The organism is Pseudomonas sp. 1 (genome assembly GCF_056626735.1).
Genome location: NZ_JBWXMQ010000006.1, coordinates 292,136 through 317,892, shown reverse-complemented (window position 1 = coordinate 317,892; position 25,757 = coordinate 292,136). Strand labels below are relative to the sequence as shown.

General features: G+C 60.9%; 24 protein-coding genes. 14 read left to right on the top strand and 10 right to left on the bottom strand.

What is annotated here, in order from left to right; translation table 11 throughout:
• Nucleotides 1–312 precede the first annotated feature (312 nt).
• The 5 genes from AC1MDC_RS11955 (at nt 313) to AC1MDC_RS11935 (ending at nt 8,284) form a co-directional block, all read left to right on the top strand.
• The gene (locus AC1MDC_RS11955) at nt 313–1,740 is read left to right on the top strand and encodes a di-heme oxidoreductase family protein (protein ID WP_480393043.1); all 1,428 of its coding nucleotides are present in this window, start codon (nt 313–315) and stop codon (nt 1,738–1,740) included.
• Nucleotides 1,741–1,766: 26 nt separating this feature from the next.
• Nucleotides 1,767–2,831, top strand: a complete 1,065-nt coding sequence (locus AC1MDC_RS11950; protein ID WP_085701696.1) for an imelysin family protein — start codon at nt 1,767–1,769, stop codon at nt 2,829–2,831.
• A 14-nt stretch (nt 2,832–2,845) separates the two neighbouring features.
• On the top strand, nt 2,846–3,946 hold the full coding sequence (locus tag AC1MDC_RS11945; protein ID WP_085701697.1) for a DUF1513 domain-containing protein: 1,101 nt from the start codon (nt 2,846–2,848) through the stop codon (nt 3,944–3,946).
• A gap of 146 nt (nt 3,947–4,092) precedes the next feature.
• Nucleotides 4,093–5,241: an efflux RND transporter periplasmic adaptor subunit gene (locus AC1MDC_RS11940; protein ID WP_480393042.1), complete on the top strand. Its 1,149-nt coding sequence runs from the start codon at nt 4,093–4,095 to the stop codon at nt 5,239–5,241.
• Between the two features lie 13 nt (nt 5,242–5,254).
• The gene (locus AC1MDC_RS11935) at nt 5,255–8,284 is read left to right on the top strand and encodes a multidrug efflux RND transporter permease subunit (protein WP_085699637.1); all 3,030 of its coding nucleotides are present in this window, start codon (nt 5,255–5,257) and stop codon (nt 8,282–8,284) included.
• Nucleotides 8,285–8,348: 64 nt separating this feature from the next.
• Here the strand turns inward: AC1MDC_RS11935 and AC1MDC_RS11930 are convergent, their stop codons facing one another.
• The 5 genes from AC1MDC_RS11930 to colR form a co-directional block, all read right to left on the bottom strand.
• Nucleotides 8,349–8,576 (bottom strand): hypothetical protein, encoded by a 228-nt coding sequence (locus tag AC1MDC_RS11930; RefSeq protein WP_011335717.1) that lies wholly within the window; start codon nt 8,574–8,576, stop codon nt 8,349–8,351.
• 2 nt (nt 8,577–8,578) lie between these two features.
• On the bottom strand, nt 8,579–9,292 hold the full coding sequence (locus AC1MDC_RS11925; RefSeq protein WP_227233398.1) for a lipopolysaccharide kinase InaA family protein: 714 nt from the start codon (nt 9,290–9,292) through the stop codon (nt 8,579–8,581).
• Between the two features lie 4 nt (nt 9,293–9,296).
• Nucleotides 9,297–9,965, bottom strand: a complete 669-nt coding sequence (locus AC1MDC_RS11920; RefSeq protein WP_085699642.1) for a class I SAM-dependent methyltransferase — start codon at nt 9,963–9,965, stop codon at nt 9,297–9,299.
• 162 nt (nt 9,966–10,127) lie between these two features.
• Nucleotides 10,128–11,402, bottom strand: coding sequence for a sensor histidine kinase (locus tag AC1MDC_RS11915; RefSeq protein WP_085699644.1), 1,275 nt, complete (start codon nt 11,400–11,402; stop codon nt 10,128–10,130).
• Nucleotides 11,392–12,075: a two-component system response regulator ColR gene (colR, locus tag AC1MDC_RS11910; RefSeq protein WP_007953224.1), complete on the bottom strand. Its 684-nt coding sequence runs from the start codon at nt 12,073–12,075 to the stop codon at nt 11,392–11,394. Before colR ends, AC1MDC_RS11915 begins: the two co-directional genes overlap by 11 nt.
• Before the next feature lie 218 nt (nt 12,076–12,293).
• Here colR and AC1MDC_RS11905 point away from each other — a divergent pair, with 218 nt between their 5' ends.
• The gene (locus tag AC1MDC_RS11905; protein WP_085699646.1) at nt 12,294–13,037 is read left to right on the top strand and encodes a phosphatase PAP2 family protein; all 744 of its coding nucleotides are present in this window, start codon (nt 12,294–12,296) and stop codon (nt 13,035–13,037) included.
• 73 nt (nt 13,038–13,110) lie between these two features.
• Here AC1MDC_RS11905 and groL read toward each other — a convergent pair whose 3' ends face one another.
• The 4 genes from groL to AC1MDC_RS11885 form a co-directional block, all read right to left on the bottom strand.
• Nucleotides 13,111–14,757, bottom strand: a complete 1,647-nt coding sequence (gene groL, locus AC1MDC_RS11900; RefSeq protein ID WP_480393041.1) for a chaperonin GroEL — start codon at nt 14,755–14,757, stop codon at nt 13,111–13,113.
• Nucleotides 14,758–14,807: 50 nt separating this feature from the next.
• Nucleotides 14,808–15,101: a co-chaperone GroES gene (locus tag AC1MDC_RS11895; RefSeq protein ID WP_011335724.1), complete on the bottom strand. Its 294-nt coding sequence runs from the start codon at nt 15,099–15,101 to the stop codon at nt 14,808–14,810.
• 258 nt (nt 15,102–15,359) lie between these two features.
• Entirely contained in the window at nt 15,360–15,836 is a 477-nt protein-coding gene (locus AC1MDC_RS11890; RefSeq protein WP_085699650.1) for an FxsA family protein, read from the bottom strand.
• 65 nt (nt 15,837–15,901) lie between these two features.
• Nucleotides 15,902–16,633, bottom strand: a complete 732-nt coding sequence (locus AC1MDC_RS11885; protein WP_085699652.1) for a HugZ family pyridoxamine 5'-phosphate oxidase — start codon at nt 16,631–16,633, stop codon at nt 15,902–15,904.
• Nucleotides 16,634–16,795: 162 nt separating this feature from the next.
• On the opposite strand from AC1MDC_RS11885, the gene AC1MDC_RS11880 reads away from it, so the two are divergent.
• Nucleotides 16,796–17,554 (top strand): SDR family oxidoreductase, encoded by a 759-nt coding sequence (locus AC1MDC_RS11880; RefSeq protein WP_085701703.1) that lies wholly within the window; start codon nt 16,796–16,798, stop codon nt 17,552–17,554.
• A 129-nt stretch (nt 17,555–17,683) separates the two neighbouring features.
• On the opposite strand, the gene apbC is transcribed toward AC1MDC_RS11880, so the two are convergent.
• A complete protein-coding gene (apbC, locus tag AC1MDC_RS11875; RefSeq protein WP_085699657.1) occupies nt 17,684–18,778 on the bottom strand; it encodes an iron-sulfur cluster carrier protein ApbC in 1,095 nt (364 codons plus the stop codon).
• A 155-nt stretch (nt 18,779–18,933) separates the two neighbouring features.
• On the opposite strand from apbC, the gene metG reads away from it, so the two are divergent.
• The 7 genes from metG (at nt 18,934) to nth (ending at nt 25,683) form a co-directional block, all read left to right on the top strand.
• Nucleotides 18,934–20,985, top strand: coding sequence for a methionine--tRNA ligase (metG, locus tag AC1MDC_RS11870; protein ID WP_085699659.1), 2,052 nt, complete (start codon nt 18,934–18,936; stop codon nt 20,983–20,985).
• A 132-nt stretch (nt 20,986–21,117) separates the two neighbouring features.
• Nucleotides 21,118–21,687, top strand: a complete 570-nt coding sequence (locus AC1MDC_RS11865; protein ID WP_480393040.1) for an electron transport complex protein RnfA — start codon at nt 21,118–21,120, stop codon at nt 21,685–21,687.
• Entirely contained in the window at nt 21,684–22,898 is a 1,215-nt protein-coding gene (gene rsxB / locus AC1MDC_RS11860) for an electron transport complex subunit RsxB (RefSeq protein ID WP_480393039.1), read from the top strand. Before AC1MDC_RS11865 ends, rsxB begins: the two co-directional genes overlap by 4 nt.
• On the top strand, nt 22,885–23,868 hold the full coding sequence (locus tag AC1MDC_RS11855; RefSeq protein ID WP_085699665.1) for an RnfABCDGE type electron transport complex subunit D: 984 nt from the start codon (nt 22,885–22,887) through the stop codon (nt 23,866–23,868). The genes rsxB and AC1MDC_RS11855 overlap by 14 nt, the downstream gene beginning before the upstream one ends.
• Entirely contained in the window at nt 23,865–24,470 is a 606-nt protein-coding gene (locus tag AC1MDC_RS11850) for an RnfABCDGE type electron transport complex subunit G (protein WP_085701708.1), read from the top strand. The genes AC1MDC_RS11855 and AC1MDC_RS11850 overlap by 4 nt, the downstream gene beginning before the upstream one ends.
• Nucleotides 24,467–25,048, top strand: a complete 582-nt coding sequence (locus tag AC1MDC_RS11845; protein WP_085701709.1) for an Rnf-Nqr domain containing protein — start codon at nt 24,467–24,469, stop codon at nt 25,046–25,048. Before AC1MDC_RS11850 ends, AC1MDC_RS11845 begins: the two co-directional genes overlap by 4 nt.
• Nucleotides 25,045–25,683 (top strand): endonuclease III, encoded by a 639-nt coding sequence (nth, locus tag AC1MDC_RS11840; RefSeq protein ID WP_085699672.1) that lies wholly within the window; start codon nt 25,045–25,047, stop codon nt 25,681–25,683. Before AC1MDC_RS11845 ends, nth begins: the two co-directional genes overlap by 4 nt.
• Nucleotides 25,684–25,757: the final 74 nt, after the last annotated feature.

Below are 25,757 nucleotides of genomic sequence, written 5' to 3'. Positions count from 1 at the left end.
ACAATGGGCCAAACGCTCCCCTGAACTAGAGGGCGCCATCGCCCAGCGCGAGGCTGAACTCGCTGCGCTGGTAGAAAGAGAGCTGGCTTGAGGCCGGCCCTGCAGTGGGTTTGGCTCTGATCAAAAACAGTCAGGTTTGGCGGGAGACGTCGACGGGCTGGCTTCCCGGCACTCTGAATGCAAAAAGCCGCGATGAGCGCGGCTCTTTTGCGTCTGTCGCCCCACATCAAGCAAACGATAATTCCTCTTATTCAAACTCCCTCGCCCTGTTAGACTTTGCGCCTTTATTTTTGCCCGTCCGCAGGAAGTCTGATGCCCTCGCTGCCTCTTCGCTTGTCCGCACTGTGTCTGGCCCTGGGCCTGAGTGCTTGCGATGACGCCCCGCGCTTCACCAAGGCCGAGCCGGGTGAGGCCCGTTCCGGCGGCGCGGCGACCGTGCGCAAGAGCGATCAGAACGCGTTTTCCCTGCCGTCCGCCAACCTGCCGCCCTCGCGCCGGGTGGACTTCAGCGTCGGCAACAGTTTCTTTCGCAGCCCGTGGGTGATCGCGCCGTCGACCACCACGGCCCGCGATGGCCTCGGCCCGCTGTTCAACACCAACGCCTGCCAGAACTGCCACATCAAGGACGGCCGCGGTCATCCGCCGACACCGGATGCAGCCAACGCTGTTTCGATGCTGGTGCGCCTGTCGATTCCAGATGCGCCGGCCTATGCCAAGGTGATCGAACAGGTGGGCGTGGTGCCCGAACCCGTCTACGGCGGTCAGTTTCAGGACATGGCTGTCCCCGGCGTCGCGCCGGAAGGCAAGGTGCGGGTCGATTACACGCCGGTGCCGGTTCGCTTCAAGGACGGCACCGAAGTCGAGCTGCGTAAACCGGTTTTGCAGATTACCCAGCTCGGCTACGGCCCGATGCACCCGGACACGCGTTTCTCCTCCCGCGTTGCACCGCCGATGATCGGCCTCGGTCTGCTCGAAGCGATCCCCGAAGAAGCGATCCTCGCCAACGCCACCGCCCAGGCCAAAGAGAACAACGGCGTCAACGGTCGGCCAAACCGGGTCTGGGACGACGCGCAGCAAAAGACCGTCATGGGTAGATTTGGCTGGAAAGCCGGCCAACCAAACCTCAATCAACAGAATGTTCATGCGTTTTCGGGTGATATGGGCCTCACCACCAGCCTCAGACCGTTTGATGACTGCACCGACGCACAAACCGCCTGCAAACAGGCGCCGAACGGCAACGGCCCGGATGGCGAGCCGGAAGTCAGCGACAACATCCTGCGTCTGGTGCTGTTCTACAGCCGTAACCTCGCCGTTCCCGCCCGTCGAGGGGTCAACGATGCGCAGGTGCTGGCCGGCAAGAATCTGTTTTTCCAGGCTGGCTGCCAGTCCTGTCACACACCGAAGTACACCACTGCCGCGAACGCGGCCGAACCTGAACTGGCCAATCAAGTGATTCGCCCGTACAGCGATCTGCTGCTGCATGACATGGGCGAAGGTCTGGCGGACAACCGCACTGAATTCCAGGCCTCCGGCCGCGACTGGCGCACCCCGCCGCTGTGGGGCATCGGCCTGACGCAGGCGGTCAGCGGCCACACCCAGTTTCTGCATGACGGCCGCGCCCGCAACTTGCTCGAAGCCGTGCTCTGGCATGGCGGCGAAGCCAAGGCGGCGCAGCAACAGGTTTTGTCTTTCAACGCCGAGCAGCGTGCCGCGCTGCTGGCGTTCTTGAACTCACTTTAAACACCTAAAAGAATCGGGAGCCCGACATGTTCCGTCCCAAGCTGTTGTTCACCAGCCTTGCCGCACTGGCCCTCGGCGCGTGCTCGCCGCAGGACCCGCAAGCCGTCACTTCGGCGGCCATCGCCAAATCGGTGATCCTGCCGACCTACACGCGCTGGGTCGAAGCCGACAAGCAACTGGCCATCAGCGCCCTCGCCTACTGCCAGGGCAAAGAGTCCCTGGACACCGCCCGTGCCGACTTCCTGCATGCGCAGAAAGCCTGGGCCGAGCTGCAACCGCTGCTGATCGGCCCGCTGGCCGAGGGCAACCGTTCGTGGCAGGTGCAGTTCTGGCCGGACAAGAAAAACCTGGTCGGCCGTCAGGTCGAGCAACTGGTCACCGCGCAACCGCAGATCGATGCGGCCGCCCTGGCCAAGTCCAGCGTCGTGGTTCAAGGCCTGTCCGCCTACGAGTACATCCTGTTCGACGCCAAGCCGGATGTGGCCAACGATGCGCAGAAAGCCAAATACTGCCCGCTGTTGGTGGCCATCGGCGAGCGTCAGAAACAACTGGCCGAAGAGATCCTCAGCAGTTGGAACAACACCGACGGCATGCTCGCGCAGATGAGCAAATTCCCGAACCAGCGCTACGCAGACTCGCACGAAGCGATCGCCGATCTGCTGCGGGTACAGGTCACTGCCCTCGACACCCTGAAGAAAAAACTCGGCACGCCGATGGGCCGTCAGAGCAAGGGCGTGCCTCAGCCGTTCCAGGCCGATGCATGGCGCAGCCAGTCGTCCATGGAGTCGCTGGAAGCCAGCCTCGCGGCGGCGAAAACCGTCTGGGAAGGCGTCGACAACAAAGGCCTGCGCGGCCTGCTGCCGGCCGAGCAAAAGCCGCTGGCGGACAAGATCGATGCAGCCTACGCGGCGTCGCTCAAACTGTTTGCCAGCACCCAGCGCTCGCTGACCGAAATGCTCAACGACGACGCCGGTCGCCAGCAGCTCAACGACATCTACGACAGCCTCAACGTCGTCCACCGCCTGCACGAAGGCGAGCTGGCCAAGGCGCTGGGCATCCAACTGGGCTTCAACGCCAACGACGGTGACTGATGAGGGCACGTGCCATGCTGCGACGCCAGGCTCTGACTTTAGGTAGTTTGCTGCTGGGAGCAGTGACTCTGGGCGGCTGGACGCTGTTCAAACGCAAGGACCAAAGCCCGCTGCTGCTGTCGGCGCGGGACGACGCCGACGGCAAGCATTACGCCGTCGGCTATCGGCTGGACGGCACTCAAGTGTTCGCCACCGCAGTCGGCCAGCGCTGCCACGACATCATCAATCACCCGACGCTGCCGATCGCGCTGTTCGTCGCCCGCCGGCCGGGCACCGAGAGCTATCTGATCGACCTGCGCAACGGTGGATTGCTGCAAACCGTGACCTCGCAGCCGAACCGGCATTTCTACGGCCACGCGGTGATCCACCACAGCGGCGACTACCTGTACGCCACCGAAAACGACACCAGTGATCCGGGCCGTGGCCTGCTCGGGGTGTACAAATTCGAAGGCGAACGGCTGGTCCACAGCGGCGAGATTTCCACCCACGGTCTCGGCCCGCATCAGGTGTCGTGGATGCCCGACGGTGAAACCCTGGTGGTGGCCAACGGCGGGATCCGCACCGAGGCCGAAAGCCGGGTCGACATGAACCTCGACGCCATGGAGCCGAGCCTGGTGCTGATGCAGCGCGACGGCACTTTGCTGAGCAAGGAAACCCTCGCCCAGCAGATGAACAGCGTGCGCCACCTGGGGATCGCCAGCGACGGCACCATCGTCGCCGGCCAGCAATTCATGGGGCCGTCCCACGAGCGCTCGGAGCTGCTGGCGATCAAACGTCCCGGCCAGCCATTCGTGGCGTTCCCGGTGCCGGAGCATCAGTTGCAGTCGATGGGTCATTACACCGCCAGCGTCGCCGTGCACAGCGACCTGCGTCTGGTGGCACTGACCGCACCGCGCGGCAACCGCTTCTTCATCTGGGATCTGGACAGCGGCGAAGTGCGCCTCGACGCACCGCTGCCTGACTGCGCCGGCGTCGGTGCAGTGAAGGACGGTTTTGTCGTGACCTCCGGTCAGGGACGCTGCCGCTACTATGATTGCCGTCAGGACGATCTGCTGGCCAAACCGCTGGATTTGCCCGCAGGGCTCTGGGACAACCATCTTCATCTGATGGCCTGAAATTCGCCGCCGACCGCTCGGTCGGCGGCCCCGCTGTACTCCACCTTCCTCCCTGATACCCGATAAAAACTGGCAGTTGGAATCCCTGCCGGACTCAGGGTAATGTGCCCGCCTGTCTCACCTGATTTTCTCCAAGGAACTGGAATATGCTGCGTCGCCGCATGCTGATCATGTTGGGTGTTGTACTGCTGATCGTTCTGCTACTCGCCGGTTACAAGGCCTTCTCGATCTACACGATGATCCAGGGCTTTGCCAAACCGAAACCGCCGATCAGCGTCGCCGTGGCCACGGCCGTCGAGCGCCCGTGGCAAATGCGCTTGCCCACCGTCGGCACGCTGAAGGCGCTGCAAGGCGTCGACCTGAGTCTGGAGAACGCCGGCACCGTCACCGAGCTGAAATTCGAATCGGGGCAGAAGGTCAAGGCCGGCCAACCATTACTGCAACTGGACAGCGCCGTCGAAGCCGCCTTCCTCGAAACCGCCAAGGCCGATCTCGGTCTCGCGCAGCTGGATTACGGTCGCGGCAGCCAGCTCGTCGGCAGCAGCGCCATCTCCAAAGGCGAATTCGACCGGCTCTCGGCGCAGTTGCAAAAGAACAAGGCCACGGTCAATCAACTCAATGCGGCGCTGGCCAAAAAACGCATCGTCGCGCCCTTCAGCGGCACCATCGGCATCCGCCTCGTCGATATCGGCGACTACCTCGCCAGCGGCACCAAGATCGCTACCCTGCAGGATCTGAGCAGCCTCTACGCCGACTTCTATGTACCCGAACAGTCGGTACCGAAACTGGCCATCGGTCAGCCGGTGCAGATCACGGTCGCGGCGTATCCCGGCCAGAACTTCACCGGCGCCATCAGCGCCATCAACCCGATCGTCGAAAGCACCACCCGCAATATCCTGGTGCGCGCCACCCTGGCCAACCCCGACGGCAAGTTGCTGCCGGGCATGTTCACCAGCGTCGAGGTCCTGCTGCCGGATCAGCAGAAACACATCGTGGTCCCGGAAAGCGCAATCACCTACACCCTCTACGGCAATTCGACGTACGTGGTCACCCAGAAGAAAGCCGAAGACGGCACCGTCGAAAAGGACGACAAGGGCCAACCGGTACTGATCGCCGAGCGTCGGTTCGTCGAGACCGGCGAACGCCGCGATGGCCAGGTAGTGATCAACAAGGGCGTGCAGAGCGGCGAACAGGTGGTGACGGCCGGCCAGATCAAACTGGACAACGGTGCCCACATTGCCATCAGCGACGACAAGACCCTCGGCGAGCAGAACAGTCCGCCCCGCGCCGACTGATCAAGGAAACCCCATGGCTTTTACCGATCCGTTCATCCGCCGCCCGGTGCTCGCCACCGTGGTCAGCCTGCTGATTGTGCTGCTGGGCTTCCAGGCCTGGAGCAAACTGCCGCTGCGTCAGTACCCGCAAATGGAAAACGCCCTGATCACGGTGACCACCGCGTACCCCGGGGCCAACGCCGAAACCATCCAGGGCTACATCACCCAGCCGATGCAACAGAGTCTGGCCAGCGCCGAGGGCATCGACTACATGACCTCGGTCAGTCGCCAGAACTTCTCGGTGATTTCGATCTACGCGCGCATCGGCTCCAACAGCGACCGCTTGTTCACCGAACTGCTGGCCAAGGCCAACGAGGTGAAGAACAAACTGCCTCAGGACGCCGAAGACCCGGTACTGAGCAAGGAAGCCGCCGACGCCTCGGCGCTGATGTACATCAGCTTCTTCAGCAAGGAACTGAACAACCCGCAGATCACCGACTATCTGTCGCGGGTGATCCAGCCGAAGCTGGCGACCCTGCCGGGCATGGCCGAGGCGGAGATTCTCGGCAACCAGGTGTTCGCCATGCGCCTGTGGATCGATCCGGTGAAACTCGCCGGTTTCGGCCTCAGCGCCAGCGACGTGACCAACGCGGTGCGCCAGTACAACTTCCTCTCCGCCGCCGGCGAAGTGAAAGGCGAGTACGTGGTCACCAGCATCAATGCCAACACTGAACTGAAGTCCGCCGAAGCCTTCGGCAAGATCCCGCTCAAGGTCAGTGGCGACAGTCGGGTGTTGCTCAGCGATGTGGCACGGGTCGAGATGGGCGCGGAAAACTACAACTCGATCAGTTCGTTCGGCGGAACACCCTCGGTGTATATCGGGATCAAGGCCACGCCCGGGGCCAACCCGCTGGATGTGATCAAGGAAGTGCGCAAAATCATGCCGGAGCTGGAGGCCCAGTTGCCGCCCAACCTCAAGAGCGAGATCGCCTACGATGCCACGCTGTTCATCCAGGCCTCCATCGACGAAGTGGTGAAAACCCTGTTCGAGGCGGTGCTGATCGTGATCGTGGTGGTATTCCTGTTCCTCGGCGCCCTGCGCTCGGTGGTCATTCCGGTAGTGACCATTCCGCTGTCGATGATCGGCGTGATGTTCTTCATGCAGATGATGGGCTATTCGATGAACCTGCTGACCCTGCTGGCAATGGTGCTGGCCATCGGGCTGGTGGTGGACGACGCGATTGTGGTGGTGGAAAACATTCACCGGCACATCGAGGAAGGCAAGACACCGCTGGACGCCGCGCTCCAGGGCGCTCGGGAAATCGCCATGCCGGTGGTGTCGATGACCATCACCCTGGCGGCGGTGTACGCACCGATCGGTTTCCTGACCGGGCTGACCGGAGCGCTGTTCAAGGAGTTTGCGCTGACACTGGCCGGGGCAGTGGTGATTTCCGGGATCGTCGCCCTGACTCTGTCACCGATGATGTGCGCCGTGCTGTTGCGCCACGATGAAAACCCCACGGGTCTGGCCCATCGACTGGACCGGATTTTCGACAGCCTCAAGCGCCGCTATCAAAGCATGCTGCACGGCACACTCAACACCCGGCCGGTGGTGCTGGTGTTCGCGGTGATCGTGCTGTGCCTGATTCCGGTGCTGCTCAAGTTCACCAAGTCGGAACTGGCACCGGACGAAGACCAGGGCATCATTTTCATGATGGCCAACGCCCCGCAGCCGACCAACCTCGATTACCTGAACACCTACACCGACGAGTTCATCAAGATCTTCAAGGAGTTTCCGGAGTACTACTCATCGTTCCAGATCAACGGCTATAACGGCGTGCAGACCGGCATCGGCGGTTTCCTGCTCAAACCGTGGAACGAGCGCAGTCGCACACAAATGGAAATCCTCCCGGAAGTACAGGGCAAACTCGAGGGCATTCCCGGCCTGCAGATCTTTGGTTTTAACCTGCCATCCCTGCCCGGCACCGGCGAAGGCCTGCCGTTCGAGTTCGTGATCAACACCGCCAACGACTACGAGCTGTTGCTGCAAGTGGCTGACCGGATCAAGAAACGCGTCATGGCGTCGGGCAAGTTCGCCTTCGTTGACCTCGATCTGGCTTTCGACAAACCCGAAGTGGTGGTCGACATCGACCGCGCCAAGGCGGCGCAGATGGGCGTGTCGATGCAGGATCTGGGCGGCACCCTCGCCACTCTGCTGGGCGAAGCCGAGATCAACCGGTTCACCATCGAAGGCCGCAGCTACAAGGTCATCGCCCAGGTCGAGCGGGCCTACCGCGACAACCCGGACTGGCTGAACAATTACTACGTGAAAAATACCCAGGGCGAGTTGCTTCCGCTGTCGACCCTGATCACCGTGACCGACCGCGCACGACCGCGACAGCTCAACCAGTTCCAGCAACTCAACGCGGCGAAACTGTCCGGTTTCCCGCTGGTGAGCATGGGCGAAGCCATCGACAGCGTGTTGCAGATCGCCCGGGAAGAAGCCCCGGCCGGTTTTGCTTTCGATTACGGCGGCGCCTCCCGGCAGTTCGTCCAGGAAGGTAGTGCGCTGTGGGTAACTTTTGCCCTGGCCCTGGCGATCATTTTCCTGGTGCTGGCGGCGCAGTTCGAAAGCTTCCGCGACCCGCTGGTGATTCTGGTGACCGTGCCGTTGTCGATCTGCGGGGCACTGATTCCGTTGTTCCTCGGCTGGTCGAGCATGAACATCTACACTCAGGTCGGGCTGGTGACGCTGATCGGGCTGATCAGCAAGCACGGGATCCTGATCGTCGAGTTCGCCAACCAGTTGCGCAAGGAGAAGGGCCTGACACCCCGCGAGGCGGTGGAGGAAGCGGCGGCGATTCGTCTGCGCCCGGTCTTGATGACGACCGCGGCGATGGTGTTCGGCATGGTGCCGCTGATCCTGGCCACCGGCGCCGGTGCGGTCAGCCGTTTCGACATCGGTACCGTGATCGCGACCGGGATGTCGATCGGGACGCTGTTCACGCTGTTTGTTCTACCGTGCGTTTACACCGTGCTGGCGAAACCCGATCCCAAGGCGTGACGCAATAAAAAAGGCCTCGCATCAGCGAGGCCTTTGGCTCTTGTAGAAAGAGATTTCAATCGATTCAACTCTGCGGCCTCATCCCTTGAGAAAGTCCGAACATGAACAGCAACAGATCATGATCCGGCTGAGTGGCCACGGCGGCTTTCGCCACCCGTGGCATCGGGCAATGGGGATCGCTCGCCGAGGCGCCGATCACCTGCATGCGTGGCTGTTCCCAGGCCGCCACCGCCAATGACGCAACTGCCAAGGCTCCTACCAGAAACAAACCTCGTGCAATTTCTAGTTTCATCGCTATAAACCTTTGATAGCGCTGCCAAACGCCGTCTCATAAAAGTAGACGAGTTTTTTCCAGTCCGTTGCGCTGAACGACGAGTGGCGGCGCAATTGCTTCATGTCATGGGCAGCCGCGCGGTAAGCGGTCAAACGCTGACGGCATTTTTCCAGATCGATCAGGGCGACTTCGACCCTGGCTGAATCACCTTCGCCGGTCACCCGCACAAATACGTGCTTGATGTAGATGCAGCTGTGCTGCCAACGGCCCTTGTGCATGCGCGCCAGGTTTTCGGCGAGGTCCTTGAGCACGCGCTCATAGACGGCTTCGCCATATTGCTCACGACCGCCGCCGGCCTCCCATTGCTCAAGCTCCTGAAAGCCGTCGAGGGATTTGGTTACCAACAGCGCACGCCATTTGAATTTGGGGTCTGGCAGGGCACCGCAGAACACGATTTCGGGTACCCGGACGCCGAGACGGGAGACCCCGGTCAGCGCATCGAGCTCGCGCAATACGGTCGGGCGTCCGAACGGGTGCAGCCAACTACGATAGATATGGCCTGTCTGACGCTTGGCATACAGCAGTTGACCATCGCGTCCCACCACACGCTGCACACCACTTTCGCCCCCACGGCGCACATTGGGTTCCTCGACCCATTCGCCACGCTGGTTCCAGTAGTAGTCGAAGCGATCCTCGGGAGCGACTTCCGTTTCTGCTGCAAATTGCACTGCCATCCTCTTACCTCTTGCGTAATACGTAGACTCGCCACATGGCATAGAGCGGAATAAAGTCCAGTTGTTCCTGGATCCGGAATCCTGCTTCTTCGAATTCCTTTTCAACTGTTGCGGCCGGTAACACAAACCGGTTCTGGTAACCCTTTTGCCCACGCTTGCGCTCGGCGCGCTTGCGTTTCCAGGCCTTGAAATTGCCGTCCACCCACAGCGAAATGATCACGCTGTCCCGGGTGACACGCTCGAACTCGCGCAGAATCGTCCGGCGGTGCTCGGCTTCGCCAATGTGATGCAACAGTCGCATGCAGAAAATGCTGTCGACGGCGTTATCAGGCAAGGCAATGTCGAACGCAGATGTGTGCAAGGGTTGTACCCGTTTCACCACATCCGCCGGCTGGGCCTGCATGGCGGTCTTGATCATCGACTCGGAGTTGTCCGCCCCGATGATCACCCGGTTGGGTTTTTCCGCCAACAATGGCCAGAAACGTCCTGCACCGCAGGGCAAGTCCAGCACCAGTCCCGGCTCACCCACGAGGGTCAACGCCTTGCGGGCCAACTGCTGATCCCGCCAATTGGACAAACGACGCCCCAGACCTTCCTGGTGTTTGCGCAGATATCTCTGCGCATGGTTGTCGTCGTACTTTTCGGAAAAATCGAGTTTGATCGGGCCGGCCATCACCAGGACTCCTGAATTACTGATGACGCCACCTTAAGCAGCGGCGTGTCAGCGTCAGGTCATCCCTTTGTGAAAAAAACGTCATGTAAATCGGCAAACTATTTCAAGGTTATACAGGAATCAGACAGGTTGGCGGGAGTCCCCCCATCAATTGATTGATCCTCACTGCTTGCCCAGAACGACCTCGAACCGGCAGCCATTGGGCTCCATCGTGCTTAACGTGACACTCCAGCCCTGGTTCTCGCAGATGCGTTGAACCAGTGACAGACCCAACCCCAATCCTTCGCCGCGTTTTTCGTTGCCGCGTACAAAGGGCTGGAACATCGCCTCGCGTTTTTCCTCGGGAATGCCCACGCCCGAATCCTCGACCACGAAACCGTTTTCGTTGAGCGTCAGGCGAATGAAACCCTGCTCGGTGTAGTGCAAGGCGTTGCGCAGCAGGTTGCCCATCACGGCATTGAGTAGCGTCGCGTTGTAGCAGGTGTCGGGCGGATTGCCCGGCTCGAAAATCAGCTGCAAGCCCTTGGATTCGATGGGCTCGCGCCACAGACAAAGCAAGCTGTCGGCCACTTGCGCGAGGGTGTGCCGGGGGGCGGCACCCGCGTCTTCGCGCTGGGCACGGGCGAGCATCAGGAAGGTCTGCACCAGCTCACGCATTTCCTCACTGGCACGCGCAATGCGCTGGACCTGAGCCTTGCCGCGCTGATCGATACCCGGGTTTTCCAGCAGCAGTTCACAGGAACTGGCCAATACCATCAGCGGTGTGCGCAACTCGTGGCTGACGTCGCTGGTAAACAAGCGCTCCCGCGTCAGGGCCTGACGCAGGCGCCCGAGGGTAGCGTCGAATGCCACCGCCAGTTCGCCCACCTCGTCTGCCGCGTAATCCGGCGCCAGCGGAGGGGCCAGCCCGAGCAACTGGTCGCGATGGCGCACCTGGCGCGCCAGCCTTACCACCGGCGCCATCACCTTGCGCGCCAGCACCCAGCCGAGGAACACCGCCAGTGCCAGACTGAGTACGAAGCCCACCAGCACTACGGCGAACAGCACGCGCTCGCGCTCTTCGAAATCGCTTTGATCCTGCAGCAGCACATAGCGGCGACCATCGACCACCTCGACCATCGCGTGATACGACAGCTGCTCACGAAAGACTTCATGGAAACCCGAATCCAGGTGCCGCAGGTCCTTGGGCAGCTCGAAGTCGCCCGGCCCGCCGCTGAAGTAGAACAGTTGATCCGGCTCCGGCCGGTGGCTCCAGTCCGAGACGTTGTCCATCAGCAGCAGGCGTTGCAGGTCCCCGCCCAGCCCGGCGGAAATCAGTTTTTCCTCGACCAGGTGTACGGTCGCGACGATACCCATCGCAAACGCTCCGGCCACCAGCGCGCTCATCAATGCAAAGGCGATGATGATCCGCTGGGCAAGGCTTTGCTTAAACTCCATCGCGGCCCTCGGCCAGGCGGTAACCCACGCCGTGCACGGTGTGCAGCAATGGTTTGGCGAATGGTTTGTCGATGACCTGACGCAATTGGTGAACATGGCTGCGCAGGCTGTCGCTGTCCGGGCAGTCATCGCCCCACAGCGCTTCCTCGAGAATTTCCCGGCGCAGGACATGCGGGCTCTTCTGCATCAGCACCGCCAACAGCTTGAGACCAACCGGATTGAGCTTGAGCAATTTGCCTTCACGGGTCACTTCAAGGGTATCGAGGTCGTAACTCAGATCACCGACCTGCAGGGCACGCCGGCCGCCGCCCTGGGTGCGGCGCATCACGGCTTCGACCCGGGCTGCCAGTTCCGACAGCGCGAACGGCTTGACCAGATAATCGTCGGCCCCGGACTTGAAGCCCTGCAAGCGATCATCGAGTTGATCGCGAGCGGTGAGCATGATCACCGGCGTATCGCGACGGGCGTCCTCGCGCAGGCGCTTGCACAGGGTGTAGCCGTCGATGCCCGGCAGCATGATGTCGAGCACGATCAGATCGTAATGCTCGGTGGCCGCCAGATGCAGGCCCGACAGACCGTCCTGGGCGCAATCGACGGTATAGCCTTTGAGCCCCAGGTAATCGGCCAGATTGGCCAGGATATCGCGGTTGTCTTCGACCAATAGAATTCGCATGGGCACCTCCTCCGTACACGGTAGCGGCCGTCTTGGCCCGCGCAGCTTACGGCCAAGTGTGGCTCACGGCTAGGCGCCGGGTAGATTGATTTGAGTTAATTGCATGCATGGCCGGACTTTACGAGTTTTTCACGAGCGGCCGACAAATCGCCGACAGAACCGGGCGCAGACTCACACGGTTGTGCTTCTCTGAAGACCTTACCGATGAAGGAATTGCCATGGTTTCGATTTCTGCCCGCCCTGCTTCAAGGCCTTTGAATTTAGGGCTTTGCCTGGGCATTCCCGCCGTCGCGGCGGTCATTCTGGTGTTGCTGGAACTGACCGACCTGGACATGGATCTGGCCCGACTGTTTTACGACCCGGTCGCGGGCGACTTCATCGGCCGCCACAGTTTTTTTCTCGAAGACATCCTTCATGACCGCGCCAAACAAGTGGTGATCGCCTTTTCGGTGTTTGCCATCCTCGGGTTCATCGGTGCGTTTTTCATCGAGCGGCTCAAACCGTTCAAGCGTGAGCTGGGCTGTCTGGTGTTGTCGCTGGGTCTGGCCACCTCGTTTGTCACGCCAGTGAAGGCGGTGACAGCGGTGCAATGCCCATGGAGCCTCGAACAGTTTGGCGGCCACGAAACCTACAGCAAGCTGCTGGATCATCGCCCGCCTACCGACAAGCCTGGTCGTTGCTGGCCGGGTGGTCATGCGGCCACGGGCTTCACCCTGTTTGCGTTGTTCTTCGTGCTGCGCGACCGTCGCCCGCGACTGGCCCGTCAGGCATTCATCTTCGCCTTTGCGCTGGGTTCGGTGTTTTCGATCAGCCGGATGATGCAGGGCGCGCACTTCTTTTCTCATAACGTGTGGACGGCGATCTTCTGCTGGCTGATCTGTCTGGGCTCGTATTACTGGGTTCTGTATCGCCCGGCAGCCAAGGCTGAAACCAACACGCGGGCCCGTCCAGTCAACGCCTGAACCCTGAAACGCGGGCAAAAAAAACCCCGTCTGCTCTCGCAGACGGGGTTTTTCGTTACTGGGTAAGGCTGGCTTACATCATGCCGCCCATGCCACCCATGCCGCCCATGTCTGGCATGCCGCCGCCAGCTGCACCTTCTTTCTTCGGTGCGTCAGCAACAGCAGCTTCGGTGGTCAGGATCAGACCGCCAATCGACGATGCAGCTTGCAGTGCCGAACGGGTGACCTTGGTTGGGTCCAGGATGCCCATTTCGATCATGTCGCCGTATTCGCCACTCGCAGCGTTGTAACCGAAGTTACCTTTGCCGTTCTTGACTTCGTTGACCACAACGCTTGGCTCGTCGCCGCTGTTGGCAGCGATCTGACGCAGCGGTGCTTCAACAGCGCGACGCAGAACAGCAATACCTACGTCCTGGTCAGCGTTGTCGCCTTTCAGGTTGATGATCGCGTTCAGAGCGCGGATCAGCGCAACGCCACCGCCAGGCACCACGCCTTCTTCAACGGCTGCACGGGTAGCGTGCAGGGCGTCTTCAACGCGGGCTTTCTTCTCTTTCATTTCAACTTCGGAACCGGCGCCAACCTTGATCACTGCAACGCCGCCGGACAGCTTGGCCAGACGCTCTTGCAGTTTTTCACGGTCGTAGTCCGAGGAAGTCTCGGCCACTTGAGCACGGATCTGGGCGATACGGGCTTCGATGTCGCCCTGGTTGCCAGCGCCATCGACAACTGTGGTGTTTTCCTTGGACAGGGTCACGCGCTTGGCGCTACCCAGATGTTCCAGAGTGGTGCTTTCCAGGCTCAGGCCGATCTCTTCGGAGATCACGGTACCGCCGGTCAGAACGGCGATGTCCTGCAGCATGGCCTTGCGACGGTCGCCGAAGCCCGGAGCCTTGACGGCTGCGACTTTAACGATGCCACGCATGTTGTTCACGACCAGAGTCGCCAGGGCTTCGCCTTCAACGTCTTCGGCAACGATCAGCAGTGGACGGCCGGCTTTGGCAACGGCTTCCAGTACTGGCAGCATTTCGCGGATGTTCGAGATCTTTTTGTCGACCAGCAGGATCAGCGGGCCGTCGAGCTCGGCGACCATGGTGTCCGGCTTGTTGACGAAGTACGGGGACAGGTAGCCACGGTCGAACTGCATGCCTTCTACAACCGACAGTTCGTTTTCCAGGCCCGAGCCTTCTTCAACGGTGATCACGCCTTCTTTACCGACTTTTTCCATGGCTTCGGCAATGATGTCGCCGATGGAGTTGTCGGAGTTGGCGGAGATGGTGCCAACCTGAGCGATCGCTTTGGTGTCGGTGCATGGCGCGGACAGCTTCTTCAGCTCGGCAACGACAGCGATGGTCGCTTTGTCGATACCGCGCTTCAGGTCCATCGGGTTCATGCCGGCAGCAACGGCTTTCAGGCCTTCGTTGACGATCGACTGAGCCAGAACGGTAGCGGTGGTAGTACCGTCACCAGCGTCATCGTTGGCACGGGAGGCAACGTCTTTGACCAGCTGCGCGCCCATGTTTTCGAAACGGTCTTCGAGTTCGATTTCCTTGGCGACGGAAACGCCGTCCTTGGTGATGGTCGGAGCGCCGAAGCTCTTCTCAAGGATTACGTTACGGCCTTTCGGGCCCAGGGTCGCTTTTACCGCGTCAGCCAGTACGTTTACGCCAACCAGCATTTTCTTGCGGGCGGAATCGCCGAATTTAACTTCTTTAGCAGCCATGATCGATATTCCTTAAATACTTTGTAGTAGCGGGAAAATGAACGGGGTTATCAGCCTTCGATAACGGCGAGGATTTCGTTCTCGCTCATTACCAGCAGGTCTTCGCCGTCGACTTTCACAGTGTTGCTGCCGGAGTACGGACCGAACACAACCTTGTCGCCCACTTTCACGGACAGTGCACGCACTTCACCGCTTTCCAGTGCTTTACCCGGGCCTACAGCCAGAATCTCACCGTGGTTGGCTTTTTCAGCAGCCGAACCTGGCAGGACGATACCGCCAGCGGTTTTCTTTTCTTCTTCGCTGCGACGGATGACGACGCGGTCATGCAGAGGACGAAGCTTCATTGTCGATCTCTCCTAATTGTGGTTTTCATCGGCCGGTGTAGTCCCGGCGGGTTTAACGAATCCGGCCTGCGCCGGTTGCGGCTCGTCGAGCGAACCGCGGAAGTCTGTCCGACTCAAAATGTCGGAACCTTTCGGTGACCGATACATAAGGGCGCAGAAGCTTATTACAAGGGCGGGGGTCAAAAAATTTTCACGCGGCTGCATGAACTCGCCCCGCAAACGAACACGGCACCCGAAGGTGCCGTGTCGATACAGAAGTTACTTGGTGTCGCGGTGTTCGAATTCGCCTTCGATCACATCGCCTTCGCGGCCGAGAGGCTGGCGCGGTGCCGGACCGCCGCGAGGTTGCAGGTCATCGGCGAACGCTCGCTGGCGCATGGCCTGCTCTTCGGCGCGCTGGCGCATTTTGTTGGCGACCAGTCGACGACTGAACGGCAACAGCAGCACCAGACCGAACACGTCGCTGATGAAGCCCGGCAGGATCAGCAGACCACCGGCCAGGGCCAGCATCAGGCCTTCGAGCATGGTTTGCGCAGGCAGTTCGCCGCGGTTCAGGCTTTCACGGGCACGCAGTGCGGTAGCCAGCCCGGCGATGCGCAGCACGAACACGCCGAACATCGAGCCGAGAATAATCAGCAGCAGGGCCGGGAAAAATCCGATCGATCCTGCCACTTTGACGAATACGAACAGCTCCAACACCGGGAACAGCAGAAAGAGCAACAAAAAAGGGCGCATCAAAGTTTCCTCAACGCAAGAAATGCCTTGCAGTAAGCCTTAGATGACGTCGCCCTTTCGTGAATTCAAGCATCGGCCACGGCATTTTTTGGCCAGACCTCGGCGTGAGCCAGAGAAACCAAGGCCTCGCGCACTTGTATCGGCGTATGACAAGGCGCTTGAAACGGCAGCCAGTACAGCGCCTGACCAATGCGCAGGTGCATGCCTTCGGTGTCGATACCAGCCATTTGCGCCGGTTCCGTTTTCGGCAGCCCTGCCAAGTCGACGTAATGAGCGATGGCCTTGGCGTGGTCGCTGTTCATATGCTCGACCATGCTGATTTCGGCCTTGCCGGCGAAGGGGTTGGCCAGGGTCAGGTGATCGACCCAGTGGATCGCGCCGAAACCGCCGATGTAGCGATGGCGCACGGGTTTGAGCACCCAGAAATCGAAATCGTGAGCCTTGTGGTAATTCCGCGAATCGGGGAAATAACGGTAGTAGCGCTCGGCGGCAGCCTCGATGGCGGCCGCGTCTTCGAGTTTTTCTGCTTCGGCCAGATAGGTCAGGCGACCAACGGCCTGCACATCGTCAGCCTCGCGCTCCCCCACCAGCAGCGAACATTTCGGGTCTTTCTGCAGGTTGTGGGTGTGCTGGGCGATGCGGCTGATCAGGATCAGCGGCCGGCCCTGCTCGTCCAGGCAGTAAGGAACCACCGAGCCAAACGGAAAACCGGGCATTGATTTGGAGTGGGTCGACAGCACGCCACGGTATTCCTTGAGAAGCAATTCTCGGGCATTCTTAGCCGCTTCAACGCTCAATTTATGACTCCTTAAATAGAATCCGTCGAAAAAACGGACAGGCGACACGGATAAGTATCAGTCGCCTCAGGGGCAGTTCTCATGTGCAGCCGGGCCATGTCAGGCGCAGATCGAGAGGCTCTTTAAAGGACACCACTCTGACCTGCTCTCGGGGGCATGCGAATGCAACTCAACGACAAAGTAATCATTATCACTGGCGGTTGCCAAGGCTTGGGCCGCTCGATGGCCGAGTATTTAGCGGGCAAGGGCGCGAAGCTGGCGCTGGTTGACCTGAACCAGGAAAAACTCGACGACGCGGTCGCGGCCTGCAAGGCCAAGGGTGTCGAGGCGCGCAGCTACCTGTGCAACGTCGCCAACGAAGAGCAGGTGACGCACATGGTCGCCCGGGTCGCCGAAGACTTCGGCGCGATCCACGGCCTGATCAACAACGCCGGGATCCTGCGCGACGGCCTGTTGCTCAAGGTCAAGGATGGCGAAATGACCAAGATGAGCCTAGCCCAGTGGCAGGCGGTGATCGACGTCAACCTGACCGGCGTGTTCCTCTGCACCCGTGAAGTGGCGGCGAAAATGGTCGAGCTGAAAAACAGCGGCGCGATCATCAACATCTCGTCGATCTCCCGCGCGGGCAACGTCGGCCAGACCAACTACTCCGCCGCCAAGGCCGGTGTCGCTGCGGCAACCGTGACCTGGGCCAAGGAACTGGCGCGCTACGGCATTCGCGTGGCCGGCATTGCACCGGGCTTCATCGAAACCGAGATGACCCTGGGCATGAAGCCTGAAGCGCTGGAGAAAATGACCTCGGGCATTCCGCTCAAGCGCATGGGCAAGCCGGAAGAGATCGCCCACTCGGCGGCGTACATCTTCGAGAACGACTACTACACCGGCCGGATTCTGGAGATGGATGGCGGGTTGCGCATTTAAGCCCTGCCACAAACTCTGTGGGAGCGAGCTTGCTCGCGATAGCGGTACAACAGTCACCATCATTAGTGAATGTCATGGCCTTATCGCGAGCAAGCTCGCTCCCACAGTTTTTTTAGCGCCGCGGCAAAATCAATCGTCGCTGATGGTGATGTTCGGCATCGCCGGCGAAGCAGCTTCCTGCAACACGATCCGCGCGCCGACATGGCGGGCCAGCTCCTGATAGACCATGGCGATCTGGCTGTCCGGCTCGGAAATCACCGTCGGTTTGCCGCCGTCGGCCTGTTCGCGGATCAGCATCGACAGCGGCAACGAGGCCAGCAGCTCGACGCCGAACTGGGTCGCCAGCTTCTCGCCACCGCCCTCACCGAACAGATGCTCGGCATGACCGCAGTTCGAGCAGATGTGCACGGCCATGTTTTCCACCACACCCAACACCGGAATGTTGACCTTGCGGAACATCTCCACGCCTTTGCGCGCATCGAGCAACGCCAGATCCTGCGGGGTGGTGACGATCACGGCGCCGGCCACCGGGACTTTCTGCGCCAGGGTCAGCTGGATGTCGCCCGTGCCTGGCGGCATGTCGATCACCAGATAATCCAGGTCGCCCCACGCCGTTTGCGTGACCAGTTGCAGCAGCGCGCCGGAGACCATCGGCCCGCGCCAGACCATTGGCGTGTTGTCGTCGGTCAGGAACGCCATCGACATCACTTCCACACCATGGGCCTGAAGCGGCACGAACCACTTCTGATCCTTGACCTGCGGGCGGGTGCCCTCGGCAATGCCGAACATGATGCCCTGGCTCGGGCCATAGATATCGGCGTCGAGAATCCCGACCTTCGCGCCTTCGCGGGCCAGTGCCAGCGCCAGGTTGGCGGCGGTGGTGGACTTGCCCACGCCGCCCTTGCCCGACGCCACGGCGACCACGTTCTTGACGTTGGCCAGCCCCGGAATCTGCGCCTGGGCCTTGTGCGCGGCGATCACGCTGTTGACCTCGACCTTCGCCGTCACCACGCCGTCGAGGTTTTCGATGGCCAGTTGCAGCAATTGCGCCCAGCCGCTCTTGAACAGACCGGCGGCATAACCGATTTCCAGCTGCACGCTGACGCGATCGCCGGTGATTTCGATGTTGCGCACGCAACCGGCGCTGACCGGATCCTGGTTCAGATAAGGGTCGGTGTATTGGCTGAGGACGGCTTCCACCGCTGCGCGAGTGACGGCGCTCATGGGCAACTCCGATAACAAGACTGGGAAAAGATGGCGGGTATCCTACCCCTTCTGTCCTCCGGACGGCATGTCCGGCAACGATTTGCAGAGGTGAAATATCTTTCCCGGCGCTTTATAGTGGCCGACCTCCGTTTCATCAAGTAGCGAAGCCCCACATGTCCGAACCACGCAAGATTCTCGTCACCAGCGCCCTGCCCTACGCCAACGGTTCGATCCACCTTGGCCATATGCTGGAATACATCCAGACCGATATGTGGGTGCGCTTCCAGAAGCATCGCGGCAATCAGTGCATTTATGTCTGCGCCGACGACGCCCACGGTTCGGCGATCATGCTGCGCGCGGAAAAGGAAGGCATCACCCCGGAACAACTGATCGCCAACGTCCAGGCTGAACACAGCGCCGACTTTGCCGACTTCCTGGTGGACTTCGACAACTTCCACTCCACTCACGCCGAAGAAAACCGTGAGCTGTCGAGCCAGATCTACCTGAAGCTGCGTGACGCCGGGCACATCGCCCAACGTTCGATCACCCAGTATTTCGACCCGGAAAAGAAAATGTTCCTGGCCGACCGCTTCATCAAGGGCACCTGCCCGAAATGCGGCACCGAAGACCAGTACGGCGACAACTGCGAAAAATGCGGTGCGACCTACGCGCCGACCGACCTGAAGGATCCGAAGTCGGCAATCTCCGGCGCCACCCCTGTGCTCAAGGATTCCCAGCACTTCTTCTTCAAGCTGCCGGACTTCCAGGAAATGCTGCAGGCCTGGACCCGCAGCGGCACCCTGCAGGACGCCGTGGCCAACAAGATCGCCGAATGGCTGGACGCCGGCCTGCAACAGTGGGACATCTCCCGCGATGCGCCGTACTTCGGCTTCGAGATCCCCGGCGAGCCGGGCAAGTATTTCTACGTGTGGCTGGACGCGCCGATCGGCTACATGGCCAGCTTCAAGAACCTCTGCAACCGTACGCCGGAGCTGGACTTCGACGCGTTCTGGGGCAAGGACTCCACCGCCGAGCTGTACCACTTCATCGGCAAGGATATCGTCAACTTCCACGCCCTGTTCTGGCCGGCGATGCTCGAAGGCGCGGGTTTCCGCAAGCCGACCGGCATCAACGTTCACGGCTACCTGACCGTCAACGGTCAGAAGATGTCCAAGTCCCGCGGCACCTTCATCAAGGCCCGTACCTACCTGGACCATCTGTCGCCGGAGTATTTGCGCTACTACTACGCGGCCAAACTGGGCCGTGGCGTGGACGACCTCGACCTGAACCTCGAAGACTTCGTGCAGAAGGTCAATTCCGACCTGGTCGGCAAAGTCGTCAACATCGCCAGCCGTTGCGCCGGTTTCATCCAGAAGGGCAACGCCGGCCTGCTGGTGGACAACAACGCCGCACCGGAACTGACTGAAGCGTTCCTGGCCGCCGCGCCGAGCATCGCCGATGCCTATGAAGCCCGCGACTTCGCCCGTGCCATGCGCGAAACCATGGCTTTGGCCGACCGCGCCAACGCCTGGATCGCCGACAAGGCACCATGGTCGCTGAACAAGCAGGAAGGCAAGCAGGATGAAGTCCAGGCGGTCTGCGCCACCGCGATCAACCTGTTCCGCCAACTGGTGATCTTCCTCAAGCCGGTGCTCCCGTTGCTGGCCGCCGATGCCGAGGCGTTCCTCAACGTCGCCCCGCTGACCTGGAACGACCACACCACCCTGCTGGCCAACCACCAGTTGAACGAATTCAAGCCGTTGATGACCCGCATCGACCCGGTAAAAGTGCAAGCCATGACCGACGCCTCGAAAGAAGACCTGACCGCCAGCCAGACCGACACCGGCGCCGCCGCGCCTGCCGGCAACGGCGAACTGGCCAAGGATCCGCTGGCGCCGGAAATCGACTTCGACACCTTCGCCGCCGTCGACCTGCGCGTGGCGCTGATCGTCAAGGCCGAACACGTTGAAGGCGCCGACAAGCTGCTGCGTCTGACCTTGGATATCGGTGACGAGCAACGCAACGTGTTCTCCGGGATCAAGAGCGCTTACCCGGATCCGTCGAAACTCGACGGTCGCCTGACCATGATGATCGCCAACCTCAAGCCACGGAAAATGAAGTTCGGCATTTCCGAAGGCATGGTGATGGCAGCCGGCCCTGGCGGTGAAGAAATCTACCTGCTGAGCCCGGACAGCGGCGCCAAGCCGGGTCAGCGCATCAAGTAAGGTTCTGCCCTGACTGATCCCACAGGCGTGCTCCGTGCGCCTGTGGGATTTTTCATATCCGGCCCGCGTTCCACGGCTCCCGGATAAATGCCTAACCTTAAGTGACATACGCCCGTTGCCACCGGCAGAACCATGACCGAACTCGTGCTTACGCTCTTCAGTGCTGCGCTGATCAACAACTTCGTGTTGCACTGGCCGCTGGGCGTCGATCCGCTGCTGGCGGGTGAACGCCGTCAAGTGCATGCGCTGGGGCTGGCAACGTTGTGTCTGATGTTGATTGTCGGCGTGGCGGGTTATGCGATCTGGCATTGGCTGCTGGTGCCGTTGCAACTGGAATTCCTGCGGCTGTTTGTGTTCCTGCCGTTGAGCACCCTGCTGATCGCGCCGTTGTTGAAACTGCTGGCGCATTGGCGACCCACGCTGCCATTCGATGGCTTGTGGCCGCTGCTGCTGGGCAATGCCGGTGTACTGGGGCTGACGCTGATCAACGCGCAAACGGATAAAGGCCTGTTTCATGCGATTGCGCTGAGTCTTGGCGCCGGTCTGGGTTTCTGGCTCGTGTTGAGCCTGTTCAGCGATTTGCGTGAACGCATGGCCGACAACGATATTCCCCTGCCCTTTCGTGGTTTGCCGGTCCTGTTGATCGGTGCCGGACTGATGGCCGTGGCTTTTCTCGGATTCAGTGGACTGATCAAAACATGAGTCTGATTCAACGCATCGATGCCCTGCTGCCGCAGACCCAATGCGGCAAGTGCGGCCATCCCGGATGCAAACCCTACGCTGAAGGCATCGCCAACGGCGAGCCGATCAACAAGTGCCCACCGGGTGGCGACGAAACCATCGCGGCGCTGGCCGAACTGTTGAAAATACCGGTACTCGAGCTGGACATCAGCCGTGGTTCGGCGCCGCCGCAGGTGGCTTTCATCCGTGAAGCCGAATGCATCGGCTGCACCAAGTGCATCCAGGCCTGCCCGATCGACGCCATCGTCGGCGCGGCAAAACTGATGCACACCGTCATCATCGACGAATGCACCGGTTGCGATCTGTGCGTGGCGCCCTGCCCGGTCGATTGCATCGAGATGCACCCGCTGCCGCCGGGCACGCTGCCGGTGGTCGGCGGCCTGGCTGCCAGCCTTGAAGAACAGCAAGCCCGCGCGGCCAAACGCGATCACGCACGGCAACGTTTCGAACGGCGCAATGCTCGCCTGCAACGCGAAGAACAGCAGAAGCAGGCCGAACGCGAAGCCCGGGCGCAGCGTGCGGCACAGGTCGAAGTCGCCGCCAACACGCTCGATCCGGTGCAGGCGGCACTTGAACGGGTGCGCGCGCAAAAAGCCGCAACCGCCGATGCCGCGCTGAAAAAAGCCAAGATCGACGTGGCCATGAGCCGGGCGCAATTGAACAAGTCGCTCAAGGCGTTCGGTCATCCGCCGACCTTCGATCAGCAGTCGCAACTGATCGTCCTGCAGCAGCAGTTCGAAGCCGCCGAACAGGCACTGGCGAAGCTGGAAAGCAGCGCGGCACCTGCGCCTGTCTCAGCCGCCCCGGCGAAGGACGCCGATCTGAAACGGGCGAAGATCCAGTTGGCGATGCGCCGCGCCGAGCTGAAAAAAGCGCAAACCGCAGAGGCTCCCGCAGTTGAAATCGCCTCACTGGAGCAAGCGCTGCGTGACGCCGAACAGGCGCTGCACAACGCCGAAGCCGCCAGCGATCAACCGGCGCCGGAGCTTGTGCGCGTCGAGAAACGCCCGATCGACGACCGGCTTCGCCAACTGAAAACCGAACTGGCCTACGCTCGCGCCGACCTGAACAAGCTGCAACGGCGCGACGGCACGCCCGCCGACATCCTCGAAAAAGCCCGCGCCCGCCTGCAGGAAGCAGAGCGGCAGGTACAAGCCCATGTCATCCATTGAAACCAGAGACGAGCGCCTGCAACAGGCAATGAAGCTGGTTTTGCTGGCGACATTGCCAGGATGGCTGGCGTTGTTCTGGTTTTACGGTTGGGGCGTGTTGATCAACCTGGTCTTGTCGGTCGTCACGGCTTTGAGCGTTGAAGCCGTTGTGACACACCTGCGTCGACAACCGATGCAGGCCACCTTGACCGACGGCAGCGCAGTGGTCAGCGCCACGCTGCTGGCGATTGCCCTGCCGCCTTATTGCCCGTGGTGGCTGACGGTCACGGCAATCGCCTCGGGCCTGTTGCTGGGCAAACATCTGTACGGTGGCGTGGGCCGCAACCCGTTCAATCCGGCCATGCTCGGCTTCGCACTGGCCATGGTGATGTTCCCTCAGCCAATGACACACTGGCCGGCTCATGGCATGGATCTGACGGCAGCTTTTGGCCAGGTGTTCAACCTTGGCGCGCAGCCCGACGCCTGGGTTCAGGCCACCGCGCTGGACAGTCTGCGCATCAATAAAAGCCTGACCATGGACGAACTGTTTGTCGGCAATCCGGCATTCGGTCGCTTTGGCGGACACGGCGTGGAATGGGTGAACCTGGCGTTCCTCGCCGGTGGATTGTTCCTGTTGCAACGTCGGGTGTTTGGCTGGCACGCGCCGGTCGGCATGCTCGCCAGCCTGTTGGTGATCAGCCTGCTGTGCTGGAACGGTTCGGGATCCGACTCCCACGGCTCGCCGCTGTTTCACCTGCTGAGTGGCGCGACCATGCTGGGTGCGTTCTTCATCGTCACCGAACCGGTGTCGGGGGCTAAAAGCCCACTCGCCCGTTTGCTGTTCGGCGTCGGCGTGGGGTTGCTGACTTACGTGATTCGCACTTGGGGCGGTTACCCCGACGGGGTGGCGTTTGCGGTGCTGTTGATGAACCTGTGCGTGCCGGCGCTGGAGCGCTTCGCGGTGGCTCGTCAGGCGCAGGTGACACCATGAACCGGACGAGCAGTCTCATCACACTGGGGATGATTACCGCGCTGGGCATCGGCGTGACATGGCTGGTGCAACGTAGCAATGCGCCGCAGATCGCCGCCGAACAGCGGCTTCTTGAAAATCGTAAATGGCTGGACGTACTGCCGATCGACGCTTACGACAATCTGCCGCTTGAACAACCTCTGACGCTGACCGACGTCAACCTGAGCCATAGCCAGCTACTGGGCGGTTATCGGGCGACCAAAGGCAGCCAGCCCGTGGCGATCCTGCTGCGCAGCCAGACCCAGGGTTATGCCGGCCAGATCGAGTTGTTGATTGCCATCGATGCCAATGGCCGATTGCTCGGTGTGAAAACCCTCGAGCAAAACGAAACGCCGTCGCTGGGTGGGCACCTCGGCGATTGGCCAAATAGCTGGCTTCAGAACTTCACCGGAAAATCGAGCAACCAACCGACCGACGCCGGATGGGCGCTGAAAAAGGATCAGGGGCAGTTCGACCAGATCGCGGGGGCGACCATCACCTCCCGTGCGGCCATCAACGCCATCCACGATGCCCTGCGTTACTTCGATGAACACCGAACGACCCTGCTCGGGAGCGCGCCATGAACACGACAGCAACTCTGTCGAACTCAATGATGCTGGTGCTGTTGATCGGCACCACCGACTCCATGGCAGGTGCGCTGGCGACGCTGGTGATGTTTACGGTTGTCGTGGGCATTTACGGCTTGTGCATGGCACCGTTGCGCTCGCGCCTGAGCAGCGAAAGCCTGCTACCGGTCAGTGTGATGCTGGCAGCGACCCTGGCGGGCTGCGCCGATATTTTTCTGCAACGCGGCGCGATGCAGTGGCATCACCTGCTCAGTCTTTATGCAGCGCTGCTCGGCTTGCAGTGCGTCGTGCTGGAGCACAGTGGTTTTTTTTGCCAGCCGGTCCGCAGCCGTCTGAAACTGGGTGGCCTGTTTGCCGCGCTGATGATTGTGCTCGCGGTGTTGCGTGAGCTGATCGGTCAAGGCAGCATCGGCCATCACCTGTCGGAACACTGGCAAGGTTTGATTCTGTTCAGTGATGGCCTGCATTTCGCGACGCTGGCTCCCGGCGCCTTCATACTGCTTGGACTGTTACTGGCCGCCCGTCAGGCCTGGACTCGCCCTGCCGCCCTACCCGAGGAAACGCATCACCCATGAATGCCGCAAAACGTCTGGAGATCTTCCGCCGGTTTCACGAGGACAACCCCGAGCCCAAGACCGAACTGGCCTATTCCTCGCCTTTCGAACTGTTGATCGCGGTGATTCTGTCCGCGCAATCCACAGACGTCGGGGTCAACAAGGCGACGGCGAAGCTGTTCCCGGTGGCAAACACGCCGGCGGCCATTCACGCCTTGGGCGTCGATGGGTTGTCCGAGTACATCAAGACGATCGGCCTCTATAACAGCAAGGCCAAAAACGTGATCGAGACCTGTCGCATGCTGGTCGAGCTGCACAATGGCGAAGTCCCGCAGACGCGCGAAGCGCTGGAGGCCTTGCCCGGCGTTGGCCGCAAGACCGCTAACGTCGTGCTCAATACCGCATTCCGCCAACTGACCATGGCCGTGGACACTCATATCTTCCGGGTCAGTAACCGCACCGGCATTGCACCAGGGAAAAACGTGGTTGAAGTCGAAAAGAAGCTGATGAAGTTTGTGCCAAAAGAATACCTTCTCGACTCGCACCACTGGCTGATTCTTCACGGACGCTACGTGTGTCTGGCGCGCAAACCCCGCTGTGGCAGCTGTCGGATCGAAGATCTGTGTGAATACAAGCACAAAACTTCTGACGATTGAGCGGGTATTGGTTTTATTGATTTATCGATTGAAAAAATCTTTTTTACCATCTGCTGGAATATCGATATAAGGAG

Excerpts from the sequence above, each read along its gene's own strand:
- AC1MDC_RS11955 (WP_480393043.1), top strand. The coding sequence starts at position 313 with ATGCCCTCGCTGCCTCTTCGCTTGTCCGCACTGTGTCTGGCCCTGGGC.
- AC1MDC_RS11950 (WP_085701696.1), top strand. The coding sequence starts at position 1,767 with ATGTTCCGTCCCAAGCTGTTGTTCACCAGCCTTGCCGCACTGGCCCTC.
- AC1MDC_RS11945 (WP_085701697.1), top strand. The coding sequence starts at position 2,846 with ATGCTGCGACGCCAGGCTCTGACTTTAGGTAGTTTGCTGCTGGGAGCA.
- AC1MDC_RS11940 (WP_480393042.1), top strand. The coding sequence starts at position 4,093 with ATGCTGCGTCGCCGCATGCTGATCATGTTGGGTGTTGTACTGCTGATC.
- AC1MDC_RS11935 (WP_085699637.1), top strand. The coding sequence starts at position 5,255 with ATGGCTTTTACCGATCCGTTCATCCGCCGCCCGGTGCTCGCCACCGTG.
- AC1MDC_RS11930 (WP_011335717.1), bottom strand. The coding sequence starts at position 8,576 with ATGAAACTAGAAATTGCACGAGGTTTGTTTCTGGTAGGAGCCTTGGCA.
- AC1MDC_RS11925 (WP_227233398.1), bottom strand. The coding sequence starts at position 9,292 with ATGGCAGTGCAATTTGCAGCAGAAACGGAAGTCGCTCCCGAGGATCGC.
- AC1MDC_RS11920 (WP_085699642.1), bottom strand. The coding sequence starts at position 9,965 with ATGGCCGGCCCGATCAAACTCGATTTTTCCGAAAAGTACGACGACAAC.
- AC1MDC_RS11915 (WP_085699644.1), bottom strand. The coding sequence starts at position 11,402 with ATGGAGTTTAAGCAAAGCCTTGCCCAGCGGATCATCATCGCCTTTGCA.
- colR (WP_007953224.1), bottom strand. The coding sequence starts at position 12,075 with ATGCGAATTCTATTGGTCGAAGACAACCGCGATATCCTGGCCAATCTG.
- AC1MDC_RS11905 (WP_085699646.1), top strand. The coding sequence starts at position 12,294 with ATGGTTTCGATTTCTGCCCGCCCTGCTTCAAGGCCTTTGAATTTAGGG.
- groL (WP_480393041.1), bottom strand. The coding sequence starts at position 14,757 with ATGGCTGCTAAAGAAGTTAAATTCGGCGATTCCGCCCGCAAGAAAATG.
- AC1MDC_RS11895 (WP_011335724.1), bottom strand. The coding sequence starts at position 15,101 with ATGAAGCTTCGTCCTCTGCATGACCGCGTCGTCATCCGTCGCAGCGAA.
- AC1MDC_RS11890 (WP_085699650.1), bottom strand. The coding sequence starts at position 15,836 with ATGCGCCCTTTTTTGTTGCTCTTTCTGCTGTTCCCGGTGTTGGAGCTG.
- AC1MDC_RS11880 (WP_085701703.1), top strand. The coding sequence starts at position 16,796 with ATGCAACTCAACGACAAAGTAATCATTATCACTGGCGGTTGCCAAGGC.
- apbC (WP_085699657.1), bottom strand. The coding sequence starts at position 18,778 with ATGAGCGCCGTCACTCGCGCAGCGGTGGAAGCCGTCCTCAGCCAATAC.
- metG (WP_085699659.1), top strand. The coding sequence starts at position 18,934 with ATGTCCGAACCACGCAAGATTCTCGTCACCAGCGCCCTGCCCTACGCC.
- AC1MDC_RS11865 (WP_480393040.1), top strand. The coding sequence starts at position 21,118 with ATGACCGAACTCGTGCTTACGCTCTTCAGTGCTGCGCTGATCAACAAC.
- rsxB (WP_480393039.1), top strand. The coding sequence starts at position 21,684 with ATGAGTCTGATTCAACGCATCGATGCCCTGCTGCCGCAGACCCAATGC.
- AC1MDC_RS11855 (WP_085699665.1), top strand. The coding sequence starts at position 22,885 with ATGTCATCCATTGAAACCAGAGACGAGCGCCTGCAACAGGCAATGAAG.
- AC1MDC_RS11850 (WP_085701708.1), top strand. The coding sequence starts at position 23,865 with ATGAACCGGACGAGCAGTCTCATCACACTGGGGATGATTACCGCGCTG.
- AC1MDC_RS11845 (WP_085701709.1), top strand. The coding sequence starts at position 24,467 with ATGAACACGACAGCAACTCTGTCGAACTCAATGATGCTGGTGCTGTTG.
- nth (WP_085699672.1), top strand. The coding sequence starts at position 25,045 with ATGAATGCCGCAAAACGTCTGGAGATCTTCCGCCGGTTTCACGAGGAC.